Origin of the sequence: Cupriavidus pampae (assembly GCF_914271485.1) — a bacterium.
Classification (GTDB): domain Bacteria; phylum Pseudomonadota; class Gammaproteobacteria; order Burkholderiales; family Burkholderiaceae; genus Cupriavidus; species Cupriavidus pampae.
Window position 1 is genome coordinate 22,178 of the sequence record NZ_CAJZAG010000021.1, and the last position, 21,542, is coordinate 43,719.

Below are 21,542 nucleotides of genomic sequence, written 5' to 3' on the forward strand. Positions count from 1 at the left end.
GCAGATGCCATCCCTCGGAAAAGGGGGGCCATCATGCGCGCCACGGGCAGAGCATTGGCGTAGGGGGCCCAGCGAAAGAAGGAAAACTTTTTTAGAACAGAGCATGTCCTGCATCTCGCTACCGACCTGCGGATTGGAGGCACCACTTGCCGCTGGAACTCACATCGCGCCGAGCGGCGGAGAAGTTGCGGAGCAGCAATTCCCCATAAATAGCGCCTTATAAATCACTTATTTACTTTCATACGTGAAAGTGAAGATGCTTCCACGGAATATTTTTCTTAAGCGCCAGCTACCGATTGCAATTCCGTCGTCTACACTAACCACTGTATATTTATACAGTATCACGAGACGACATGCTCCCAGAACCCGCGAACTGCCCGATATGTGGCGCATCAGCTGAAAGACTTCGGGATCCTCAGCTACGAGGTTTTAGATACACCTGCCCGGCCTGCGGCGCGTTTGGCATCGAATCCGCCGCCTTAGCGGGATGGAACGCACCCCCCACAACTCGGCAGGACCTCGCACGGCTTCGATCCTATGGACATCTGCCGCTCATTCAGCGCGACAAGCATGGGATTCGCGTCGGGCCCGGCCGGACCTAGGCGGTGAGGCATACAAGAAGCGACAGGAGCGATTGAGGAGCGTCATGGGAAACAACCGTGCAGCTAGATGCCATCTGCCAGGAGAGCGACGCATGCGCGAACTGCAGACGCCTGGGGCGGATGGCATCCTCGGACATATCGAAAGCAGACACATTGCGAAGGCTGTGGCACTGCTTCCGGCCGCGGCGACCGCGACGCAGGAGCATCTGGACGTCGAGGTCGATACAGAGGCGTACGGCAAGGTGCGCTTCTTCGCAGAGAGAACAACTATCAGGCACCGTCGTCGGTCGCACTTCTTCTGGTCGGTTTACAGAGCTGAACCGATTCGGAGCAATGACGCGCTCTAACCCTGTTACGGCTTTGGTCTCCTACAACGACTCCTTGTGCTCCCGTTGTGGAGCGCTAAGTGTGACTGCAAAAGTATCGGCGCAACGTGTTCAAGAAGAGCACCTGGACGCCGTGCAGTTGATACTGGCAAGTGTCTGCCGGGACTTCAAAGCCGAGTTGGTGGAGTTCAACGGCGAGCACGACCACGTACACCTTCTGTACGCGAGATAGCCCGCTATCGTTACCGATGACCGGCTAATTTTTTACTTTGACCAGCGTGTCCCGGTCGGTATGGTCAAACCGCTTTCCATAGACTAACAAGTGCGTCGTGTATTCGTATTTCAGAGTGTCGCCGGACACCGTTAGAGAAATCTCGACAGAATTGGTGGAATCGTTATGGACCATATATTGGGCCTGGGCGACTCCTTGGCTCTTGGTGGTCATCCTCATGGTTTTCCCAGGCCGGCCTTCCGCCACGAAACACACTGAGCGAGGAATGCAAGAGGTATCGTAGACGAGGTTGTTCGTCTTATCGTAGGTCAGATAGCCGATCTGATCATGGAACCAATGGTGATTGCTGGTCCTGTATATCGACTGATGATAGATCACGGAAATTAGAGATTCGGCGCTATTGTTGGTATCAGGAATATTGGGCGTGATTTTTATGATTTCATAGAAAGGAGAAACTGCTTTCCCGCCCGTTCCGACAGCGGAGCCGGTCTGACCCGGAGCGACGTCTACCCCGGTCGCGCTTGCACTTTTCCAGGCGCCAATCAGCGGGGCAAGTGGTCCGTAGTCTTGCACCTTCCCATTAATGGAGATACTTTGCGTAGGGCTTTCGGCAAAGGCCAAGGTGCCGGTCGCCACGAGAGACGCGACGAGCGTCGAAGCGACGGCGATGACTCTTTTCATGGGTTTCACGACAGCCTCTACTCCCTGAGAGTTTGCGAGGTTATGAGGCGCTCGGGTCAAATTAGGACTTACGCGGCCACTAGGCCTAGGCACCTCCACTTGTCACAACGGAGGCAGAATCCTTGGGACTTGAGTGCATAGTGTTGTGTGTTGCTGCCGTCTACGCGATGACGCGATCATTACAGTATCGTCATGCAGTCAATCGGGGGCGTGTGTTGGCTCGGGTGGAAGTTCGGCGAATCCGCACTTTGGGCCTTCCTTTAAGCCGCGTGATTGCTCGCGTCGGGATGGCTTGCGTTCGCAGTGCGAAAGTGCCGTCTATTGATTGCACCGAAAACTGACCCACCGCGGACAAGCGTCCACAACAAGCCCCGGTGGCGCACTTTGCGCCAGCGCGCTGGCCCCATTGACGCGTGCATCGATCACCAAGAGTTGCTTGCTCGCGGGGTGCGCCGCAAGCGTATCAGGTGCATCAGGCGCATGATTGCCCGGCGCTGCACCATCCGGCTGCGGTTGTTGTGTCTGCTGCTGATGCTCAACGGCAACGCCGGCCGCAGCGTCATACAGTAGCCGAGGCTCGAGCGCTAGGGCATGACTGGCAGGCAGAAAGTTGGCAGTCTGGCGCATATCCGGTGTCCTGCCCGATGAGACGAGGCCCGTTCAACCCGACAACACTTACCCGGCACGTCCAGATAGACAAGAAGCGCCATAGATCAATACGACGGGCTGACCACGACATACTGCGGCCCCTGCGGCATATATCACGTGCTGCCGCATTGCTAATAAACCATGCCGCCAGCGGAGCGCGCACCACGCCGCCTCGTGGTCGTATCAGGTCTCCCCTTCCCGGCCGCGCTTCAGGGACGTGCCGTCCGACCTCCGGGGCGCGTCGGCCACATCTCAGTTGAGGCTGCCCGGATCTCGCGCCACCTGTTGTCGCTTCGCTTTGGCCGCAAAGTACGCGCCGATTTGCTTTTGCGAGATGCCCCCTGTCTTCTTGGTGTCGATCTTGTCGTAGTTTTTATAGACCTCCGGCATGGCACTTTCAGCTTCTTCTCGACTCAATTTTCCATCGTGGTTGATATCGGCATCATTGAGCTTCTGCGTGAATTCCGCCTTGGCCTCCTGAGCATTCGCTGGTTTCTGCCGCGCAAAGGCATTCATTGAAACGAGCGCAATCATCATGCCGACACTTCCGGCAGCGACGAAGTAAGATCTCATCAAAAGCTCCCTAGTATTTTTGACTGCAGCAATTTGGAGAAAACCAATGAACTCTATCGCAGCACTTATCGACATCGAAGTGACGATTTCAGTCTCAGTCATGAAATTTTTTATTGGATTCGCTTTCGGTCTTGCCGACGGCAAATTGAAATTGCTGCTCTCCCCGTGAGTACTGCGGGCCTAGGAGCGCAGACGCGCGATCGCTGACGCCGCCATCGGCGGTGCGCGGTGATTACGACTTCGAGTGATGCCGTGAAATTTGGAAAGATGAGCGATTGCCTCGGACGCGACTTTCCACATCTTCTACATATCGGACAAGCTCTTGCCGCTGAGTTAGCGCCATGCGCTACCAACCTGAATGTAGAAGGCGTTCTGTCCCCGGCTATGGGCTACATCGATTCCCATTGACAATCCCAGCTTGCGTGCAAGCATGTAGCGAAATCCGGCGCCGACACTTACCACTGTTGTGGCATCAGAAAAGTCATGCCAGCGGCCATATGCCTTTCGATAGATTTATCGACAAGAACGAACGCCAGCTGCGGCTACTCGAGGCGCGCCTGAAGCAGCCCTCTGGCGCGCGACGTGCGGAAGAACATCATCCCGAGGTAGTTAAACTCAGGCAGGCAGGCAGGCAATCTATACGCTGCGGGTGCGCCGCGCAGAACTGGCCGATCAACTAGCGCGGCGGGCAATTCTGGCCGGACAACCAACCACCACTTCTCAACATCGCACGCGATTCGAGCGCGAATCAAGCGGACACTAAATCGACGCGACCTGCGCATCATCTCGGCTTGGACCCCTAATTCCAAGTGAGATTAATTCAGCAGGCTGGGCTGTCGAACCGGTCAGTGAGCGGAAACTTACTTCTCACGGACTCTGCCGACGGGTTTAGCATGCAAACCTAGACCGGTCCCTCGTCAGCCCTACCGGCGCCGTTGCATAGGTTTGGATTTCGGACAGCGGCACCGAGACGCTCCGCCCTAAACGGGGCACCCTCCGTTTTTCCGCGCAGCCATAGTCTGCTCACGTCTTGCCACCCGGGTCGCAATCCCTGAGATGAAGCCGAAACCTAATCTTTCCTTCGCGATCATGGACCACCATATCGATCCGGCTTTTATAGCCGCCTTCATGGCCGTCGGGGCCGCACTTTGCTTTGCACCCATCGAGCCGGCCCGCATGCTGGTATGGAATGCGGTGCTGAGCGGAGTGGCCGCTGCACTGGCGATGAACGTGCTTCAACTTATGTCGCGGCGGCCCAAGGTCATGGGAGGATTCTCACCACCCGTTCAAATACACCGTCTCGCTTGGTGCGAGACAACGGTGATGTGGTTCACGTTGTTCGTGCTTGGTCTGACAGCAATCGTTTGCTGACTTTCGTCTCAGTGGTCCCCTCCCGCTTGTAGGACGAGAAACGAATACATGACGCCAGGCACGGGCGACGCTCTCGCCGTGCACTGTATCAATGACTCGGGACAAGGCCGCACAGCGAAAGCTTAACCCAGGCTGGCTGGCTTCAATGCACACATCGAGAAATCCGTGGATATAGCTGCCCTCGAAAGACTGCTTCGCAAGGAGGCGACAATCCTTCGCCAGGGGCTCGGCTTCGATGAATGAGTCGGGAAGCCGAGCCCGCGAAGCTGCTATGCTGATGATCGGTGTTCTCTTGATCTCGGGCGATGGGCACTCTTCCTGTAGCTTCACAAGCATTAATACCGACTGACGACATCGCTGCGGTGGGGCGAATTGCGGCGGTCCCCACGATTTTGCAGGTGGTTTGTGAGGTGACGGGAATGGGGTTCTCGGCCGTCGCACGAGTCACTGACGAATCGTGGACTGCCTGTGCGGTTCACGATCGTGTGTCGTTCGGCCTGGATGCCGGCGGGCAGCTGGATCTACGCACGACACTATGCTTTGAGTCGCGTGCCGCGCGACAACCCATTGTTGTGGATGATTTCGAAATGCATCCGCTCTATCGAAATCATCACACTCCCCGCCTCTACGGCTTGAGGAGTTATATTTCTGTTCCAATTGTATTGCCGGACGGCTCCTATTTTGGGAACCTCTGCGCGATCGATTCGCAGCCGGCGTCCGTTGCCAACTCCCGTACGCTGGCAATTTTTGAAAGCTTTGCGAGTCTGATCGCCGCCCAGTTGGCAAATGACCGAGCTACACAAGGCGTGTATGCGGCCTTGTCCCAAGAGCGCGAAGTAGCCAAATTGCGTGAGCAGTTTATAGCGGTACTTGGCCACGACCTGCGAAATCCCCTTTCTGCAATCAGTTACGCAGCTCAGAGCTTGATCGCGCAATCGAGCGAACCGCTAAGTATGAAAGCGGGGCAGCGAATTCAATCCGCGGTGCAGCGCATGTCGCGACTTATAGAGGATGTGATGGATTTCGCTCGGGGACGTCTCGGCGCCGGCATGTCAGTTTCCATGCGCGAAGAAGCCGACCTCACGAGCCCGCTACGGGCTGTGATCGCCGAGCTTGCCGAAACACATCGCCCCCGGGAAGTCCTCGAGGAGATTCACATCGCTGGACCGATTCGGTGCGACGTAATCCGCCTGCAGCAGTTGGTTTCGAACTTACTCGGTAACGCGATTGCATATGGGGACGTCGATACGCCGATCGTCGTACGAGCGCACAGCAGTCACGGACAGCTGATGATTACCGTGACCAACGGCGGCACGCCGATCGCGCCGGAAAATCTCAAGCGGATCTTTGAACCTTACTGGCGCCCAGCCCAGCGGAGCTCTGTGGGCGGGCTGGGACTTGGCCTTTACATCTGTCATGAGATCGTCAAGGCGCATGGCGGCACACTCGAGGTCCGATCCACGAACGAAGCCGGGACATGCTTCACTGCCCGCCTGCCCTTGCGCTGACCGAGCCGTAGCCATAAGCCTAGCCAATTAAGCATGATTTATTTTGCTTTACCGGGCTTGACCGCCACCGTCGGCGAGTGAACATCGAACGAAACGCTTTTTTCGACTCGTGTGAGCTGCCACAGATTTGTAGAGCTTCACCGCTACGCCCGACTTCGTCAGACGTAGCTTGAAGCTGCGGCCCCACTTCGAAACGTTCAGCCCGCTCCCGTCGCCGTGTGCCCCGCCTCACGAGCGGACAAAGAAACCGTTCGCCGTCAGGCCAGCCGGTTCGACACGTGCGGCACAGCGGCTACGGGCGCGGTGGCACTCACTGCGTCTTCGTGGTCGTCATCACCGCCAGCCTGTCCGAGATCCATCCCCGAGGTTTCGGGCAGCAGTGCCGCTGACACCATTACTACGGCATAGCCTACCCCGGCGGCCATGGCGATGGCCAATGCCAATGACGTGCGTCCGCTGTTGAGCCAGCCCACCGCCAGCGGAAAGAAAGAACCAATCACACGCCCAAGGTTGTAGGCCACGCCATAGCCCGTGGCGCGCACGCTGCTGGGGTACGACTCCGATATCGTCGCGCCGATACCCGAGAACACACCCTGCATCAGCACGCCCAAAGGAAAGCCCAGAAACAGCATTGAGGTGTTGGACACCGGGATCACCATGTAGATCATGGCCATCACGAATGCACCGGCTGCGAACGCAATATAAGTCAGCCGACGCCCCCAACGATCGGTGGCATAAGCGCCCGCGACATAGCCGACCAGCGATCCGAGAATGGTGACGGCCAAATACGAACTGGTGCCGAACACCGACAGGCCTCGCTCAGTCTTCAAGAAAGTGGGCAGCCACGTGGCGATAGCATAGTAGGCGCCGAGCATGCCGCCTGACAGCAGGCTACACAGCACGGTCTTGCGCAGCAGTGGACGTCGGAAGACGCGCGCGAGATCGGATGCCGCTGAGACATTGCCGCGTTCAGCGCGACTCTTCAGGAAGACTTCGGGCTCCTGCAGGTTGCGCCGTAGATACACGACCACCAGCGCGGGCAGGATGCCTAGGAAAAAGCAGACTCGCCACGCTGTCTCCGGTTCGAAAATGTTGAACGTGATCGCATACGCAATGGCAGCGCCTCCCCAGCCGAACGAATAGCTGCTCGCTGTAAAGCCCGAGTACTTACCGCGATGTGCGGGATTGCGGATCAATTCCGTCACCAGCACCATGCACAGCGATGACTCGCCGCCGAACCCGAGACCTTGAAGCATACGGAACACCATGAGCTGTTCCGGCGAATTTGCAATGCCGCACAGGAAGCATGACACCGCGAATACGAGGATTGTCCACCGCAGGACTCTCACGCGGCCGAACCTGTCAGCCAGCAAACCTGCGCCAATGGCGCCCACCAAAGAAGACACCAGAGTCCACGTGACGATGGCTCCCGCCATGGACTTACTCATCCCCCACTGCGCTAGAAGCGTGGAGATCAGAAACGAATAGATCATGAAGTCGAACACGTCGACAGCGTGACCCAGAAACGCTCCATAGAATCCCTTGCGCTCGGCGCGCGACAACTCCCTGAACCAGTCAAGCATGATCGATTCCTCCCGTTTTTTTAATCAGATAGACGTCGCCGCGACGAGCGCGCGGGGCGGCTGAAATGAATAGCCTGCGCCTTCCAGCAGTTGGGCAAAACGCAGCGACGTCAGGTCACCAAAGCGGCGCGCGACGATCTGCACGCCTACCGGTAGGCCGTCGCGCGCGGGGCCGATGGGCGCCACGGTTGAAGGCAGCCCACACAGTCCCGAATGGCCGGCCCAGAACAACTGCGACGTCAGCGGCCAGGGTTGCCCGTTCACCATGATCGATCGCTGCCATGGCTCGCCGATCTCGTCGATGGGAAACGCGGTGGTCGATGCGGCCGGGCACAGAAGCACGTCGAAATCGCTGAAGACATCGCCCCAGGCGCGTGCAAACTGCTCACGCGCTCGCTGCAGCAGCAGCCAGTGGCGATGGCTGAGCGCCGAGCCAGTAAATTGCAGTGTCGCGTAATTGTCGTCGCCATCGTCCGGATGACCAGCTCGATGGAGCGCGTTGGCAAACGCCGCTTCATCAATATGCAGCGACGTAGTCGCGCGTAGGAGCATCACGTAAGTTCGCCAGAGGGCGGATGCATCAAAGTCGGGACGGACGCGCCATTCGACCTGCGCGCCCTGCTCGGTCAGCCAATGTCCGAGCTTCGAAATGGCATCGCTAACCGCTGAATCGGCTTCCGCCAGCGGATGCGATGGCAATACAGCAACGCGGAAATCGGCAAGGCGCGTGTGATCACACAGCGGTAGCGTAAGGTGCCATGCCGGTGCATGGGCGGCATCCGGGCCGATGATGGCGCGAAGCACGAGTTCCAGGTCGTGCGCGCTTCGCGCGACCGGCCCGGCCACGTTGATGTCCTGTTCAGCGAACCCTGCATCGGCATTGCCGTGCCCGCGCAGCGGCACGATACCGTGACTGCTCTTGTGCGAAAAAACGCCGCAGTAATGCGCCGGATTGCGCAGCGACGAGCCGATGTCCGAGCCGATGTCGAAATAGCTCATCCCAGCACAGACTGATGCAGCACTGCCGCCCGATGACCCACCTGGTGTGCGAGACAGGTCGTGCGGGTTGCGCGTAGTGCCGTAGATGGCGTTATAGCTCTGCCAGTCGCGCAGCCCTAGCGGGACATTGGTCTTGCCGAGCAGGATCGCTCCTTGCGCGCGCAGCCGCTCTACCACCACCGCGTCGGAGTGGGCGCGATGGTTCGCACGCGCGGGCGCTCCGCACGTGGTTGGCCAACCAGCCACGTCGAATGATTCCTTGATCGAGAATGGAATGCCATCGAGGGGGCCGCGCGGGCATCCCGCCTGGCGTCTTGCGTCGCTTTGCGTGGCGGCTTTTCGTGCGGCTTCGAAATCAGCCAGCACCATCGCATTGACGCTGCCATTCCACTCCGACCATGCGGCCTGACAAGTCTCCACCAGCGCCAGAGCGGTGGTCTCACCTCGCGCCAGATGTTCTGCTGCCACGTACGCGGGCAGAAATGGATCGGGCCCACCAGAAGAATCAACTGGCATCACGTCCTGCATTGTCACGGTGGCTCCGTCGTTGTTATAAGACCACCGCGACCTGAGTGTCGTCTGGTGGCACCTCCTCCGATTTGGTATACTATATCCACAGTTTTCCAAATAACAAGGAGAGCTGAAGAACCACGTCGAGATGCACCGCAACAAGGATTCCAAGGCGTCTCCGCCGACTGCACTTCACCATACGCAATCCGATTGCACCAAACCCGAAGCAATTTTGTATACCGTTTGGTGCAAAGAATGGGGTCTTTCGAGAAGGCGTAGCGCGTCAGTGGCGGCGCTGAGTCGCAGTAGGCGGGCACGCACGCAGACACCGACAGCAATGCCCCGCTGGGAACGCGTCTTAACACTACGTACCGGGAAAGTGGTGTGAGGCATAAAACTGACGGCGCCGACTCATCCGAAGCCTAGAGCTTGCTCGCCTCGCCAGAATGGCACTCGAACGTTTTCAGCCGCTTCGTGGATCGGATGACTCATGCCTCGCCTAGGCTGCGGGGTCGCGGCAACAACAACGCCAGCCTGGAGCTCGAGAAGAACGTGCGGGCACAGCACTGGCGCCCCTTCTATCGTCGCTCGTCGATTTCTCTTTGTATGTCATTGTCCGGCCAGCAACAGCGCCTTGTCCGACTTCTAAAGCAGGGTTCTCAGCTCCGGATCGTACGTTCCGCCCTGAATCAATCACCCGTTTACTGCGAGCTCGTCGCGGCTGAAGCGGCGACAGAAGTCGAAGTCATCGCGATGTGGCGCATCCATAAACTGCTTGCCACTGGCGTTGTACATCTGGACACCGGCCAGATTTCAACCGCGAGAGCGATCGTGGTTTCCGTCCGTCCATCAAAAGATGACTTTGTATAGCGGCCCCTACTGCTCGCGGCGCCGACAGCTTCGTTGGCCGTCTCGGAGGCTGCTCCATTATGAAGAAGCTAAGCTCCACGGACCTTCCTCTAACGAGAGACACGCCTGGGCGCTGCGCGTCGCATGCGGATGTTTTCGCATTCCAGGCCGAGTTGTCAGAATCCGGGCACAGGATGGCATCGCGTGGCGGGTGGCAACGACAGTCATCAGCGGGGTACTAGTACATGCGGGAGTAGCTCATTTACATGATCGGCGTAAGGTTTGCACACTCATTACCCTCAGACCCGGTGGCGGCTGTAAATCTTCGGGGGAATCGTTGCCCGTGCGAAATGCGTGCTATCGGCCACAGCGCAACCGGTACACACAGCGAATCGCTCCCCTCGATGAAGCGTTCGGCTGATCTGATAAATCGCCGACGATCGGCGCGGCTTCTTCACTCAGCCGGGACAGTAATACACTAAGCCGCCGCGGCAACGCGCGGTCGCACGAGCACTCGACGTTGGGCTCATCACTCCAAGCAATGGAAACGGCGACAACCTGTAGCCGTGCTGCCGTGTAGGGTGAAAACCCCCTGCGCGGATGTATGCGTCGGCGGTAAGGCCGAAGTTCGCGCTGTGGATGTGCCGATGATCGCGTCTGCGTTGGTGATGACCGTCAAGTGCGTAGCTACGGAAGATGGGGGGCCCAAATCGTCGACCGTGAGGAGCCCGCAGCCGGCGTCGGCGCCTTCGTGGAATTTGGGCAATTAACCAAAGGGGGCCACTCGGCGGTCGACATCGGTGAACGCGAGCCAGCGGGCGCGGGCTACGAGCAAGTATTCCGGGCAAACGAAGCTCAAAACCTCTCGTTACCTCGTCCCCAACCTCGTCGGGAACAGAGTTTGCAGTCCACTGCGGTTGTCTTGCTACAGGAGATCGCAATGGATGCTACCCATTCATCATGCTTCTGCTCAAGCCAAGCCTTCCCAGAGGCTTCGGAAACCCACCCTCTTGCCGTGGTGACAAGCGCTTCGTCGGGTATCGGCTACCACTTGGCGGAACGTTGCACGAGGGCGGGAATGGATCTGATGATCGTGGCTAACGATGCCAGGATCAACACAGTAGCAACATCGCTTTCGAGAGAAGGCACAAGCGTGGAAGTGTTGCAGGCTGACCTTTCAAGGCGAAGTGGCGTAGACAAGCTGGTGGCCGCTTTGCGCGGGCGACCTGTTTCGGTGCTCTGTGCAAATGTTGGCCGCGGCTTGGATCGTGCATTTCTCGACCAGCCGTTCCACCTCATCACACACGTGGTTGAAGCCAATATTACCGGGACCCTCTATCTGCTTCACCATGTCGGGCGGATCATGCGGGCGCAAGGCGCGGGGCGAATCTTGATCACCGCGTCGATGGCCAGCTCGACACCGGGGAGGCACCAGGCCGTCTACAACGCGTCGAAGGCCTTTCTTGACATGTTCTCATTAGCGCTACGTCACGAGGTGTGCGACTTCGGTGTATCAGTAACATGTCTCATACTGAACGGCTCAGAGAGTGAGCTCCTCGAACCCGACGATACCTACCATCGCCGCGTCGCCAAGAGCGGCAAAGACTACCTCGCTGAAGTAGCTCGGATGGGCTTCGGTGCCATGATGCGGGGCGACAGTGAGGTGGACACAGGTTGGCAGGGCAAGCTGCGTGCGGCCATTGCTAACATCACACCGGGCGACACTTTGCGAGAACTACATCTTCGAACGGCAGAGCCACAAGCGGAAAGCTCCGGTTTTTAGCGGAGAAGAACGATGGCCCCGTATTTATGCTTCGAGGATTTGCGTCAACGAGCGTAGGACCGAGACCGATAGCGGTGGCCCTAAGTTTGATCGAAGCTCCGACTATCGACACATTGGAGACGATCATGGCCAACAAGGACATCCATGTGGTTCCCGCCGGCGACCAAGGTTGGGCGGTCGAAGCGGTCGGCGGTGGTAAGCGAACTGTTTTCGCTAGTCAAGAAGAAGCGATCGAAGCTGGTACCGAACGCGCCAAAGAAGATAAGGTTGAGTTACTAATTCATGGCCGGGATGGACAAATTCGCAAGAGAAACTCTTTCGGCCACGACCCACGCAACATCAAAGGCTAAGCGGAAAAATGTCTGCGCGGCAATCGTTACAACCCCGCAGAGGATTGTGTGACCTATTCCAAAGGGCCACTAACGAGCCATTCTGCCCATGCTGAATAGTCCGGATCGACGGGACATCCGATCCGCTTGCATTCAGCCGAAGAGCCTTGAGTCGAACGTGAACGGTGCTATCTCAACCACCTGGACGCTAGCCATATCTGGGTGCAATGGATTCAGCAGCAGGTTGAAGTCAGCGGGGCAGACAACCGATGGGACTTTCAACGCTAGATGCGTGCCCTCCTCGATCCAATTCTTGCCAATATCCATGGTGGATTGTGGATCGCGTCCGGGCGCATCCCAATCGACCGGCACTTGCGGAACGAGAGAATCCGCGAAACACCTATCCGAGATCTCAATGGTCACTAAGAAATGCTGCGCTGCCGGCATGAGGCCGCCTAAGTGGACAAGGGTCTCGAGCACGGTCGTAGAGGGATTGCAGCATGTATAGACGACCCGCATGCCGCGGGGATTCCAGCGACCGCCTGCTAGAGCGGCCCCATTCCCGCTTAAATCATCTGCCTTGTAACGCCCTGGCTTTTCCTTTGCGAGGCGATAAACCTTCATACGGGGATGCCGAACGCCGCGCGCATCAGAATGTCCTTTACTCGATCGTATCCGGGCTGGGAGTCCAGCACTTCCAGGGGCTTCATTCCGTCCAATTCGAAGAGGGGCTTCTGCATCCATTGGGCAGCGAGCTTTGCATCCTCCAGAACGTCCGTGGCGAGCTCGAGAACATATAGAACGCGCGCGACCCGGTCAGACTCCGTTCCGGATAGACGCTCGTGCTTCGAAATCTTGCGAAGCACGGTCGAGCTGGGAAGCCCGATCCCGTTCAGAAGGGTCTGAACCGGAATGCGAAGCAACTCCTTGGCCACGCGTTCTACGATGGTCGCATCCATCCCCTCGCGGATAGCCTTTCGTTGCTCCAGCGCACCCATCCGGCGCAGAAACAGATCGAAGTCATCCGGCTGGGCTCCGAGACCACCCGTGCTAGCTGCGATTGCCGAGGCCATGTTGAGTTCTCTCATTTGGTCAACTGATTACTCTCATTTTAGACCCTCTCGAATGGTTGTCAACATATTCCCATTTGAGAAGACGAGTGATCGCATGCGAGGGGCGAAAGAGTCTCCCAGAATCCTTGCAAGCCTGACGTGCCCACGACGTAGAAGTGTCCCAAGGCCCACGACTCGCCAAATACACATATCCCCTTCATGCCCGGCGTCCTCCACACGTGAGATTTGTCGCCAACTTTCACATGTGAAAGTTAGCATTCATTTTTTAGAACTCTCTACGCTCATCCAATGGGCACACCGCTTGCTCCTAGGTTTGGTAGCGACGCCATGCGCCGCTCGCTAAAGGAGAACCGGATGGCAAAGCAATCAACGGGACGCCCCTCGCAAGCGTCCGAAAAACTCAACCCGGGAGTGCGCACAGACCGCGAACAGGTCCAAAGTCGAAGTGCGGACCCGGGCCAGAGCAGCTACGGCGGCTTCAAGGACCAAGACCCTCGCATTCAGCATCAATCGGAGGCGAAAAAAGACGGCAAGCGGAAGCCTAAGTAAATCCGCAAAAGAGCAAAAGCCGGCCTGATAAAGCGTCGCCCGCTCAGCAGCTCGATTCGGTAAGAACTACCGGCATCGGAATACTTCGAAGAGGCTTCGACATGAGTTCCATTAGTGACGTTGCACAGTTCCTCATTCGTCATCGAGTGATACTCGCAACAGCCGAATCATGTACGGCTGGCCTGATTGCTTCTCGAGTGGCCGAAATTCCTGGCACCGGTGACGTTTTGAAGTGCGCGATCGTGGCGTATGCGCCCGCCATCAAGACCTCGCTGCTGCACGTACCACGTAGCCTCATTGAAAAGGAAGGCTTGACTAGCGAAGCTGTCTCCTTCGCCATGGCTGTCGGGATCATGCGCCTCTGCGATGTGGACCTCGCGATCGCCAATACTGGGGTGGCCGATGGCGGAGCAGACGATGAAACGAAGAGCGGAACGCAATGCTTTGCTTGGATATGGCGCCGCAGGGATCGGTGTGCAGGCTTTACGGAGACGCGACGGTTCATTGGTGAACGAAACATCGTACGGAACGCGGCAGCCGAATTTGCCCTGACTCGTGTGCCGTCCCTTTACGAGCGATTCCAAAGAGGTGAAGGAACTGCTGTTGTGATCCCTGTGTCCCGCGCCTGGTGAGTGCGCGATTGTTTTGTAGCGCGCGAACTTTCTTTCAGTATATAAATATAGATGTCGCACCCCACGCGCCGCGCTTTGTCACTCAGACATTGTTTGCTCGGCTACCCGGCCGTTTTCGCTCATTGCCAAGCGACGGTCGGGTGACAAATAAAGGTAACGGTCTGCTACTAGCCGTTGCTCGAGCGTTACGACTGACCTGCCTGGGCGTCCGGCGTGGGCATACTTATTGTGGGCATACTTGCACAGCACTAGACTCGGGCCACCGATAACGTCACGCTCCGCCCCAACGCACGGTTTTCGATAGTTGCCATACTCAACGATGTCGATATAAACAAAAACAACTGCTGCAGCAGCTCCGTGAAGGATCTACCTTGCGCGTCGTGCGGTCTGTGCTAACCGGGCGTCTTCCTTCCCCACACTCCAATTGCGGTTGAGATAGTGGCGTGGTGGAGAATCGAGCGACTTCTTGCAATAAGCGCCCTCTGCCCCGACACGGGGAGTGTCGACACAGCAACTTGGCTGAAACTCTCGGCTCCTAAGCCGTGACCTTCTGAACAGCGTCATGACTCTCTCGGGTCACTCCGACCGGCGCGTATCCCGCTCTGCCGCGCCCGCTGTCCAGAATCCATGCTTTGCCGACTGGCAGCCTTAGCACCCGCGGCCCCTTCTACTCCCTACCATGCAACTGCGGTCGCGAATTTCACGATCGCAGTTTGGAATGGAATGGCCTAACCGGAGGAACCGCCATCATGACGACACAATGTTACTTCGGTCATCAAGCACGAGGCTTCGCCCGCCCCATTGCGGACGGCGTCTTCCAGGCGACAGGGGCAGTTGAGCAGGATGGGGACACGCTCGCGACATCCGATTCGCTCGGCGTATTTCATACGCGCGAACGTGCCGTTGCACAAGGGCTCGCGTGGGCGAAGGTGTGGATAAGCGAGCGTCGGCCACCAACCGCCTCCGTGAATCCTCTTTCACTCAAGGACGCCAGGCCGTGACCCAAGCACCGACGCAACACCTCGTCGAAGAAATGAAACGAGAGCGGCTGGATCTTTACATCGCCGAAGGCAGGAATCTCATTCGTCAGCAGATCGCCTCCCTACGGCAGGCGCGGTCAGACGGATTGCAGATAACCACAAACGAATCGCTCTTACCCGCGCTGGTCGTCACGGTATCCGCCCTGCGTCGTCAGCGTCGTCACTGCATTGAGACTACTGCCGCTGCAGACGGGCGACAACAGCCAGCAGCGCATTCAAAGTAATCGGTTTGGAAAGGTGCGCATCGAAGCCGGCGCGCACATCAGCGTCAATGTCATCCTGACGTCTGAAGCCACTCAGGGCGATTGCATGGATATCGGCAAATTCGGGCCGGCCGCGAATGGCACGAAGCAATTCGTAACCATCCATGCCAGACATGTCCAGATCGAATAACAGTAGATGTGGCCGCGCGCTTTCCACCTGCGCCAGCGCACTCTCGCCACTCGCTGCAATTCCAACCGTCGCGCCTTCCGACTCGAGAAGCAGCTTGAAGGTTTCGACGGTTGGCGCATCATCATCCACTATCAGCACCTGCATACCCTGCAGGGTCGAGGCGGGTACTGCGAAAGCATCGTCAACAATTTCGTGGGTAGGAGCGCACGGCAATTCCACGGTGAAAGTCGCGCCCTGATCTAGCCCCGCCGACTCCGCGCGTACGGTCCCCCCTTGCAACGTAACGAGTTCCTTCACTAGCGACAGCCCAACGCCAAGTCCGCCGCGACGACCCGGTGAGAAACCCTGACGGAACAAGTCAAAAATATAAGGCAACGTCTGCGCGTCAATGCCCGTACCTGAATTGCGGACAACCAAGCGAATCTGCGCGCCATTCCGCGAGAGCGCGACGCCGATGCAGCCGCCCTCTTCCGTGAACTTGACCGCATTGCTCAGCAGGTTCCAGACGACCTGTTCCGTACGTGTCAGATCCGCATGCGCCCACATCGGTTCATCGGCAAGCTCGCAGGCTAGCGCCAGCCCCCGAGCGCGCGCATCGGGCAACACGGCATCACATGCGCGTCGTACGACAGTCCGAAGGTCAAGCTTCTCGCGTACAACCGACAACTTACCGGTACGAATGCGCGACATGTCCAGCAAATCGTCAATGAGTTGCGCCTGACCCGCGATTGATCGGCGAATCGTATTAGTAGCGCGCTCGATGGTGGGATTCTCCCGGCTCTCGGGCAAACGCGCGATTAACTCATTGCTGACACTGATCAGATTGAGAGGATGCTTGAGCTCATGCGAGACATTGGCCAGAAACTCATCCCGACGGAATTGCTCATGCTGCCATTTGCCCCCATCCGCTCGCGGTGCGCTCGCCGGTAGCACTTCGTCGAGGTCGCGCGCGATCTTTGCAAAGCCAATCACGCCACTTGTATCCAGGCGGGATAGGACACCACTCGAACGAAAACGCTTGCCGTCCTTGCGGAGCTGCCAACGATCCTCCTCCACGCGCCCATACTTGCGCGCTTGGGCGATCTCCTCTTCGGGTACACCGCGCTCCCGATCCTCCGGTGTAAAGAGGATGTCCGCCAGATTACCCAGCATCTCGCTCTCGGCATATCCAAAGATTCGCTCGGCGCCCCGGTTCCAGCTCGTCACGCGACCTTCATCGTCGAGCGTAATGATCGCGTAGTCCCGTGTGCTCTCGGCCACGATGTTCATTCGGCGCTTGCCCTCGCGCACCTGCTCTTCCGCCGCCCGACGCGAGGTAATCTCGATAAACGACAGAACCGCGCCGTCGATCCTGTCCTCGGTCGTGCGGTAAGGCAGGAAACGCGCAAGGTACCATCGGCCATCGATACTGCGTAGCTCTCGCTCAATCAACCTGAGCGAGTCAAACGCATCGGCGGCATCCGCAGCGAGCTTGTCGTACTCTAGCCGGTGCGTGATATCGAGCAATGAGCGGCCAATATCCGAAGGGATGATGTTGAACACCTCCGTCGCCCGAGGCGTGTACCTCTTGATACGGATGTTCCGGTCAACGAAGATCGTACCAATGTCGTTTGCGGCGATCAGGTTTTGCAGATCATCGTTGATCTTGCTAGTCTCCTCAACCGTGGACTTCAGTTCTGCATTGACTGTGGTCAATTCCTCATTGATAGACTGAAGCTCTTCCTTGCTCGTTTCCAACTCTTCGCTTGCCGATCGCAGTTCCTCGTTGATGGCTTGCAATTCCTCGTTCGATGCCTTCGACTCCTCCGTGGATGTCTCGGACTGCTCGATGGTCGCCTGCAGTTGCTCCTTCGTGCGTTGCAACTCCCGCTCGAGCTGATTCACGATGGGATCCCGCGACACCGCCTCGGAAATACCGCTGCCGGCGCTCGTCCTGTCTTCGACTTCATCAAACAACACCAGCACGAAATCGGTGTCGGAGTCGGCATCGTGCACAGGCCGGGCGATCATGTTGACGAAGTACTGGCGCCCGTCCCGCGTAAGTTCCACACGGCGAACCTCCACACTGTTATTAGTCTGAAGGGCCTGAAAAATGGCAGTCCGTAGCTCCAACCGCAATTCGGGCCTGACCGCGGCAATAATGTTGTGCGATGGGACGCCTCCCGCATACTGAAGAAAGCGTCCTGCCCGATCCGAAAGATGAACAATGTTGGAGTCACGATTTAACAGGACACTCGGCGGGGCGTATTGCTCCACGAGTCGCTGATGCAGATCGCCAAACGAGAACTTACGCTTGTCTGCAGGCTGCTGCACGGTCATATGCATGTGCGTCTTGGACTGGCCAAGGTGCGAAACCGGCGTGGCGGAGTCTATCCCCATGGCGATGTTGGCACGATAAATTCGCGCCTTCTTGTCGACCATGGTGAACAGATCTCCGACAGCATCTGCGGTTTCCGAGCCGCCAAGGAAAAGAAACCCTCCTGGGCGCAGCGCGAAATGAAACGTGCGCAAGATATCAATCTGCGCATCTCGATCCAGATAGATCAGCAGGTTGCGACAACACACCATGTCAAGCCGGGAGAAAGGTGGGTCGCTCAGGACATTGTGGATCGCGAACAGGATGTGTTCGCGCAGCTCGGTCTGGATGCGATAGTGTGTGGCATCTTGCGTCAGAAACCGACGGGCTCGAACGTTATCCACGTCTGCGAGAATGGAGTCAGGGTACAGACCCAACCGTGCGGTTGCGACCGCGCGTTCATCGATATCCGTGGCAAAAACCTGGAATTGCACGTTGTCTCCAGCTCGCTCTGCGGCTTCCTGAAGCACCATGGCGATGGAATAGGCTTCCTCGCCCGTCGCGCATCCCGCCGACCAGACTCGGATTGGTGCATCGACCAGCCGATTCTGCAGCAATTGCGGAATTACCACTGCCTGCAGCGTCTCGAAGGCGTCACGATCACGGAAAAAGTTCGTCACGCTGATTAGCATGTCCTGCAGGAGCTGAGGGGTTTCCTCCGGATGCTCGTGCAGATAGTCCCGATACTCACGCAGATCCGTCAATCCGTTCACCTGGAGACGGCGTTCGATCCGTCGCAGGAGAGTCGCTCGCTTGTATGGACGGAAGTCGTGCGAAGTGCGAGTGCGAAGAATCATCAGGATATCGCGCAACACTCGCTCCGTTCTCTCCGCGACCCCTCCATGGCTCTCGTCTGGTTCAGATGTATCGGGGAGCTGAATACGACTTGCGTTGATCCAAAGATCCATTAATCGCTGAGGCATTTCTGGCGCAGACAACACCAGATCGACCATGCCCGTGTTGATGGCTGCTCGCGGCATGCTGGGGAACTCTGCTTCATCTGGTTGCTGTGCGATGGTGATGCCACCGAGCTCCTTGACGCGTGTCAGACCGACGGACCCGTCGGAGCCCGCGCCAGACATCACAATGGAAATTGCGCGCTCGTGATGCGCTTCGGCCAAGGAGCGGAAGAAGAGGTCAATCGCCGCGCGCCTATCGTCGTGCGATTGTGCGGGCTGGACGCGCAGATACCCGTCCACCATGGTCAAAACCATAGATGGCGATATCACATAAACGTGGTTGGCTTCGACAGGGTTGGTATCGTTGACCTGAACTACGGGCATCTCGGTCACGTGACGCAACAGATCGGGAAGCACGCTGGCGTGATCGGGCGCGAGGTGCAGTACGATCACGTAAGCGGCGCCGGAGCCCGCCGGCAATGCTTCAAAGAACGCCTTCAGTACCTCAATACCGCCAGCCGATGCGCCTATCCCAACCACCGGAAAGTTGAGGTGGCTCGTTATAGGCGCTGCGGGAGTTCGGACCATGGCTCGAGTATTAGGTGGGCGGGTGGGCGGGTGGGCGGACTTCAGCGCCATGATACGCCGAGCGCCCCACCCTTTCGCGTCGATTGCCGGCTGGCGTCCGCTAGCAGGCGGTAAATTCTGCAGACTTGAGAAAGTATGAGCAGGAATCACCCGAAGCGCCTGGGACACTCGGGACGCAAATGACGTCGAACGTGAGCTTGACCGCCCGCGTCGAGGCCGGGTGTCACACCTGTGATAAGTCGGACGCCCAAGCCAGTCTAGGTCTGCGGACTGGGGCCGAGCTACCTCCAATCAACTCCGTCGACGGCCGTTTCGCCAGCACGTTTGCTTTCTTGCTGCGCTTGACGATAGGGGGACCGACCTGTATAAACAACCAAGCAGGATCTCAAGTCACAGCCTCGATGTACCTGACGCCTAACGTCACTTTCCTTGTTGCTCTCCTTGATCGTCGTGCCTTGCTGGCGTGTTCGCCGGCGGAGAACTTTTTAAGGATTTCACAATGGAAACCGGTACTGTAAAGTGGTTCAACGATTCGAAGGGCTTCGGTTTCATTACGCCGGATGGCGGCGGAAATGATCTGTTCGCTCACTTCTCCGAGGTCCAAGGAAGTGGTTTCAAGTCGCTGCAAGAGGGCCAAAAGGTCCGTTATGTTGCTGGCGTGGGACAGAAGGGCCCCGCAGCTACGAAGATCGAAGCAATCTAATACTCATTGCTTAGAAGAAAAAAGCTCCGCGATGCGGAGCTTTTTTCTTTGTGGGCCTACACAATGACGATCCACGCCCCTGCATGACCTACCTGGCATTCAGTGCAATCGTTGCCATACGATTGATCCCCGGCTACATCCAATGCCGGACTTGTTTGCAGCTGAACAGGATCGTCGCCACAAAATCTCGGCGTCGGACGGTTGTGGAGATCATTGCCATTTCTCGTTCTCGATACACTGGTCTGCGCCAGCACGGGTCGGCGCGTTTCGCATCGCTTAGCATTCAGGCGTGCGTGCGTTGGAAAACCGTAACGCGCCAGACCACCGCGGGCAGTTCTAAGCCAGCCACACTGTGGCGCCTCGCAAATGAGCAAAGATTTTGAATAGGGCTTCGAACTCCGACTGCGTTCCTGTGAGGACCCTCAGGGCATACGCGCCCCGCATTGGGCCTCGAGCGCGAGGTCTCAATTCCTCAAGCTTATCGGTACCAACGTCGGTCACTTCCGAGCACCTGTAAGAATTGCACCTGGAAAGATGCTGACCTACGATTCGGTAGAATGCCGTGCCCTTTCGGCGGGATCCTTCTCAATTCGTCGCCTTTCAAATCTGCAGATCCCTTTTATCGCAATAGCGTGCAGGCTGATCTCGGGTTCCGGAAAGACAATCGCAGCTTCCTCGCCGCTATGCGGCGCTGCTTGGCAAGCCCTGTTACGTTTGGACCGAACTGACTGGCATACCCTGTTCTTTGAGTTCCGACCTCGATCGTCTTCACTGAGTTAGGTCATGACCGAATGTGAGCACGCTAGACCTAGACGGCGTGGCGAGTCAGTTTTTAACGCATGCCTTTAGCCGGAAATGCTTTCGGCGCGTGGGCGGACGGTGCCGAATGAACGGCGTTGGGCAATAGATGCCAGCCGAATATCGCCAAATTCCGATGCCGTTTGCTTGCAAAAGGGTTTCGGCCGAAGCAACATAAGAATCCATCATGGACCAATAGAACTATGCCTACTTATAAGCAGCTACTCGAGCAACGTACGCAGCTGGACCAACAGATTGCAGAGGCCCGGGCCCAAGAGGTAGGTGCCGCCATTGCACGTATCCAAGAGTTGATGACTCAGTTCCAATTGACGACGGAAGATATCCTCGTGAAACGGCGAGGAAGGAAGCCAGGGAGCAAGAACACGAAGCAGAAAGAATCGGTCGCCCTCTTTCAGGACCCGAAGACTGGAAAGACATGGTCTGGCCGCGGACGTGCTCCTGCATGGATCGGAAAGAATCGCGAACGCTTTCGCATTGCTGCTTAAATAGTCTTAGT

At 57.6% G+C, this 21,542-nt stretch carries 18 protein-coding genes and 1 pseudogene; 10 read left to right on the top strand and 9 right to left on the bottom strand.

Going from position 1 to position 21,542, the window contains the following annotated elements; genetic code table 11:
* Positions 1–694 precede the first annotated feature (694 nt).
* On the top strand, positions 695–949 hold the full coding sequence (locus LDO41_RS33505) for a hypothetical protein (RefSeq protein ID WP_223995826.1): 255 nt from the start codon (positions 695–697) through the stop codon (positions 947–949).
* Positions 936–1,160 (top strand): transposase, encoded by a 225-nt coding sequence (locus tag LDO41_RS33510; RefSeq protein ID WP_223995827.1) that lies wholly within the window; start codon positions 936–938, stop codon positions 1,158–1,160. Before LDO41_RS33505 ends, LDO41_RS33510 begins: the two co-directional genes overlap by 14 nt.
* Positions 1,161–1,184: 24 nt before the next feature.
* Here LDO41_RS33510 and LDO41_RS33515 read toward each other — a convergent pair whose 3' ends face one another.
* From LDO41_RS33515 to LDO41_RS33530, 4 genes and pseudogenes are all read right to left on the bottom strand, one after another.
* A complete protein-coding gene (locus LDO41_RS33515; RefSeq protein WP_223995828.1) occupies positions 1,185–1,841 on the bottom strand; it encodes a heme-binding beta-barrel domain-containing protein in 657 nt (218 codons plus the stop codon).
* 318 nt (positions 1,842–2,159) lie between these two features.
* A complete protein-coding gene (locus LDO41_RS34455) occupies positions 2,160–2,468 on the bottom strand; it encodes an LEPR-XLL domain-containing protein (protein ID WP_223995829.1) in 309 nt (102 codons plus the stop codon).
* Positions 2,469–2,741: 273 nt separating this feature from the next.
* On the bottom strand, positions 2,742–3,164 hold the full coding sequence (locus LDO41_RS33525) for a calcium-binding protein (protein ID WP_223995830.1): 423 nt from the start codon (positions 3,162–3,164) through the stop codon (positions 2,742–2,744).
* A 231-nt stretch (positions 3,165–3,395) separates the two neighbouring features.
* Positions 3,396–3,566: pseudogene (locus LDO41_RS33530) on the bottom strand (BamA/TamA family outer membrane protein); the annotation flags it as partial.
* 552 nt (positions 3,567–4,118) lie between these two features.
* Here LDO41_RS33530 and LDO41_RS34460 point away from each other — a divergent pair.
* The gene (locus tag LDO41_RS34460; protein WP_223995831.1) at positions 4,119–4,433 is read left to right on the top strand and encodes a divalent metal cation transporter; all 315 of its coding nucleotides are present in this window, start codon (positions 4,119–4,121) and stop codon (positions 4,431–4,433) included.
* A gap of 305 nt (positions 4,434–4,738) precedes the next feature.
* A complete protein-coding gene (locus LDO41_RS33540; protein WP_223995832.1) occupies positions 4,739–5,941 on the top strand; it encodes a GAF domain-containing sensor histidine kinase in 1,203 nt (400 codons plus the stop codon).
* Between the two features lie 257 nt (positions 5,942–6,198).
* Here LDO41_RS33540 and LDO41_RS33545 read toward each other — a convergent pair whose 3' ends face one another.
* Together LDO41_RS33545 and LDO41_RS33550 are read right to left on the bottom strand one after the other, a co-directional pair.
* Positions 6,199–7,524, bottom strand: coding sequence for an MFS transporter (locus LDO41_RS33545; RefSeq protein ID WP_223995833.1), 1,326 nt, complete (start codon positions 7,522–7,524; stop codon positions 6,199–6,201).
* Positions 7,525–7,548: 24 nt separating this feature from the next.
* On the bottom strand, positions 7,549–9,039 hold the full coding sequence (locus LDO41_RS33550) for an amidase (RefSeq protein ID WP_223995853.1): 1,491 nt from the start codon (positions 9,037–9,039) through the stop codon (positions 7,549–7,551).
* A 423-nt stretch (positions 9,040–9,462) separates the two neighbouring features.
* On the opposite strand from LDO41_RS33550, the gene LDO41_RS33555 reads away from it, so the two are divergent.
* The 3 genes from LDO41_RS33555 (at position 9,463) to LDO41_RS33565 (ending at position 12,015) form a co-directional block, all read left to right on the top strand.
* Positions 9,463–9,903 carry a hypothetical protein gene (locus LDO41_RS33555; RefSeq protein WP_223995834.1) on the top strand — a complete coding sequence of 147 codons (441 nt, stop codon included), beginning with the start codon at positions 9,463–9,465 and terminating at the stop codon, positions 9,901–9,903.
* 919 nt (positions 9,904–10,822) lie between these two features.
* A complete protein-coding gene (locus tag LDO41_RS33560; protein WP_223995835.1) occupies positions 10,823–11,665 on the top strand; it encodes an SDR family NAD(P)-dependent oxidoreductase in 843 nt (280 codons plus the stop codon).
* A 125-nt stretch (positions 11,666–11,790) separates the two neighbouring features.
* On the top strand, positions 11,791–12,015 hold the full coding sequence (locus LDO41_RS33565) for a DUF2188 domain-containing protein (RefSeq protein WP_223995836.1): 225 nt from the start codon (positions 11,791–11,793) through the stop codon (positions 12,013–12,015).
* 132 nt (positions 12,016–12,147) lie between these two features.
* On the opposite strand, the gene LDO41_RS33570 is transcribed toward LDO41_RS33565, so the two are convergent.
* Complete coding sequence (locus tag LDO41_RS33570; RefSeq protein WP_223995837.1) at positions 12,148–12,618, bottom strand: RES family NAD+ phosphorylase; 471 nt, start codon at positions 12,616–12,618, stop codon at positions 12,148–12,150.
* Complete coding sequence (locus LDO41_RS33575; protein WP_223995838.1) at positions 12,615–13,082, bottom strand: antitoxin Xre/MbcA/ParS toxin-binding domain-containing protein; 468 nt, start codon at positions 13,080–13,082, stop codon at positions 12,615–12,617. Before LDO41_RS33575 ends, LDO41_RS33570 begins: the two co-directional genes overlap by 4 nt.
* 635 nt (positions 13,083–13,717) lie before the next feature.
* Here LDO41_RS33575 and LDO41_RS33580 point away from each other — a divergent pair.
* Positions 13,718–14,248 (top strand): CinA family protein, encoded by a 531-nt coding sequence (locus LDO41_RS33580; RefSeq protein ID WP_223995839.1) that lies wholly within the window; start codon positions 13,718–13,720, stop codon positions 14,246–14,248.
* A gap of 1,214 nt (positions 14,249–15,462) precedes the next feature.
* Here the strand turns inward: LDO41_RS33580 and LDO41_RS33585 are convergent.
* The gene (locus tag LDO41_RS33585) at positions 15,463–19,524 is read right to left on the bottom strand and encodes a CheR family methyltransferase (RefSeq protein WP_223995854.1); all 4,062 of its coding nucleotides are present in this window, start codon (positions 19,522–19,524) and stop codon (positions 15,463–15,465) included.
* Between the two features lie 499 nt (positions 19,525–20,023).
* On the opposite strand from LDO41_RS33585, the gene LDO41_RS33590 reads away from it, so the two are divergent.
* Positions 20,024–20,227: a cold-shock protein gene (locus LDO41_RS33590; protein ID WP_223995840.1), complete on the top strand. Its 204-nt coding sequence runs from the start codon at positions 20,024–20,026 to the stop codon at positions 20,225–20,227.
* A gap of 1,109 nt (positions 20,228–21,336) precedes the next feature.
* Entirely contained in the window at positions 21,337–21,531 is a 195-nt protein-coding gene (locus LDO41_RS34465; RefSeq protein ID WP_377745451.1) for an H-NS family nucleoid-associated regulatory protein, read from the top strand.
* Positions 21,532–21,542 lie beyond the last annotated feature (11 nt).

What these genes read in the sequence shown, in the direction of transcription:
- LDO41_RS33540 (WP_223995832.1), top strand. Translation starts at nt 4,739, where the DNA reads ATGGGCACTCTTCCTGTAGCTTCACAAGCATTAATACCGACTGACGAC.
- LDO41_RS34460 (WP_223995831.1), top strand. Translation starts at nt 4,119, where the DNA reads ATGAAGCCGAAACCTAATCTTTCCTTCGCGATCATGGACCACCATATC.
- LDO41_RS33525 (WP_223995830.1), bottom strand. Translation starts at nt 3,164, where the DNA reads ATGACTGAGACTGAAATCGTCACTTCGATGTCGATAAGTGCTGCGATA.
- LDO41_RS33505 (WP_223995826.1), top strand. Translation starts at nt 695, where the DNA reads ATGCGCGAACTGCAGACGCCTGGGGCGGATGGCATCCTCGGACATATC.
- LDO41_RS33550 (WP_223995853.1), bottom strand. Translation starts at nt 9,039, where the DNA reads ATGCCAGTTGATTCTTCTGGTGGGCCCGATCCATTTCTGCCCGCGTAC.
- LDO41_RS33590 (WP_223995840.1), top strand. Translation starts at nt 20,024, where the DNA reads ATGGAAACCGGTACTGTAAAGTGGTTCAACGATTCGAAGGGCTTCGGT.
- LDO41_RS33515 (WP_223995828.1), bottom strand. Translation starts at nt 1,841, where the DNA reads ATGAAAAGAGTCATCGCCGTCGCTTCGACGCTCGTCGCGTCTCTCGTG.
- LDO41_RS33565 (WP_223995836.1), top strand. Translation starts at nt 11,791, where the DNA reads ATGGCCAACAAGGACATCCATGTGGTTCCCGCCGGCGACCAAGGTTGG.
- LDO41_RS34455 (WP_223995829.1), bottom strand. Translation starts at nt 2,468, where the DNA reads ATGCGCCAGACTGCCAACTTTCTGCCTGCCAGTCATGCCCTAGCGCTC.
- LDO41_RS33570 (WP_223995837.1), bottom strand. Translation starts at nt 12,618, where the DNA reads ATGAAGGTTTATCGCCTCGCAAAGGAAAAGCCAGGGCGTTACAAGGCA.
- LDO41_RS34465 (WP_377745451.1), top strand. Translation starts at nt 21,337, where the DNA reads ATGACTCAGTTCCAATTGACGACGGAAGATATCCTCGTGAAACGGCGA.
- LDO41_RS33545 (WP_223995833.1), bottom strand. Translation starts at nt 7,524, where the DNA reads ATGCTTGACTGGTTCAGGGAGTTGTCGCGCGCCGAGCGCAAGGGATTC.
- LDO41_RS33560 (WP_223995835.1), top strand. Translation starts at nt 10,823, where the DNA reads ATGGATGCTACCCATTCATCATGCTTCTGCTCAAGCCAAGCCTTCCCA.
- LDO41_RS33585 (WP_223995854.1), bottom strand. Translation starts at nt 19,524, where the DNA reads ATGGTCCGAACTCCCGCAGCGCCTATAACGAGCCACCTCAACTTTCCG.
- LDO41_RS33580 (WP_223995839.1), top strand. Translation starts at nt 13,718, where the DNA reads ATGAGTTCCATTAGTGACGTTGCACAGTTCCTCATTCGTCATCGAGTG.
- LDO41_RS33510 (WP_223995827.1), top strand. Translation starts at nt 936, where the DNA reads ATGACGCGCTCTAACCCTGTTACGGCTTTGGTCTCCTACAACGACTCC.
- LDO41_RS33575 (WP_223995838.1), bottom strand. Translation starts at nt 13,082, where the DNA reads ATGAGAGAACTCAACATGGCCTCGGCAATCGCAGCTAGCACGGGTGGT.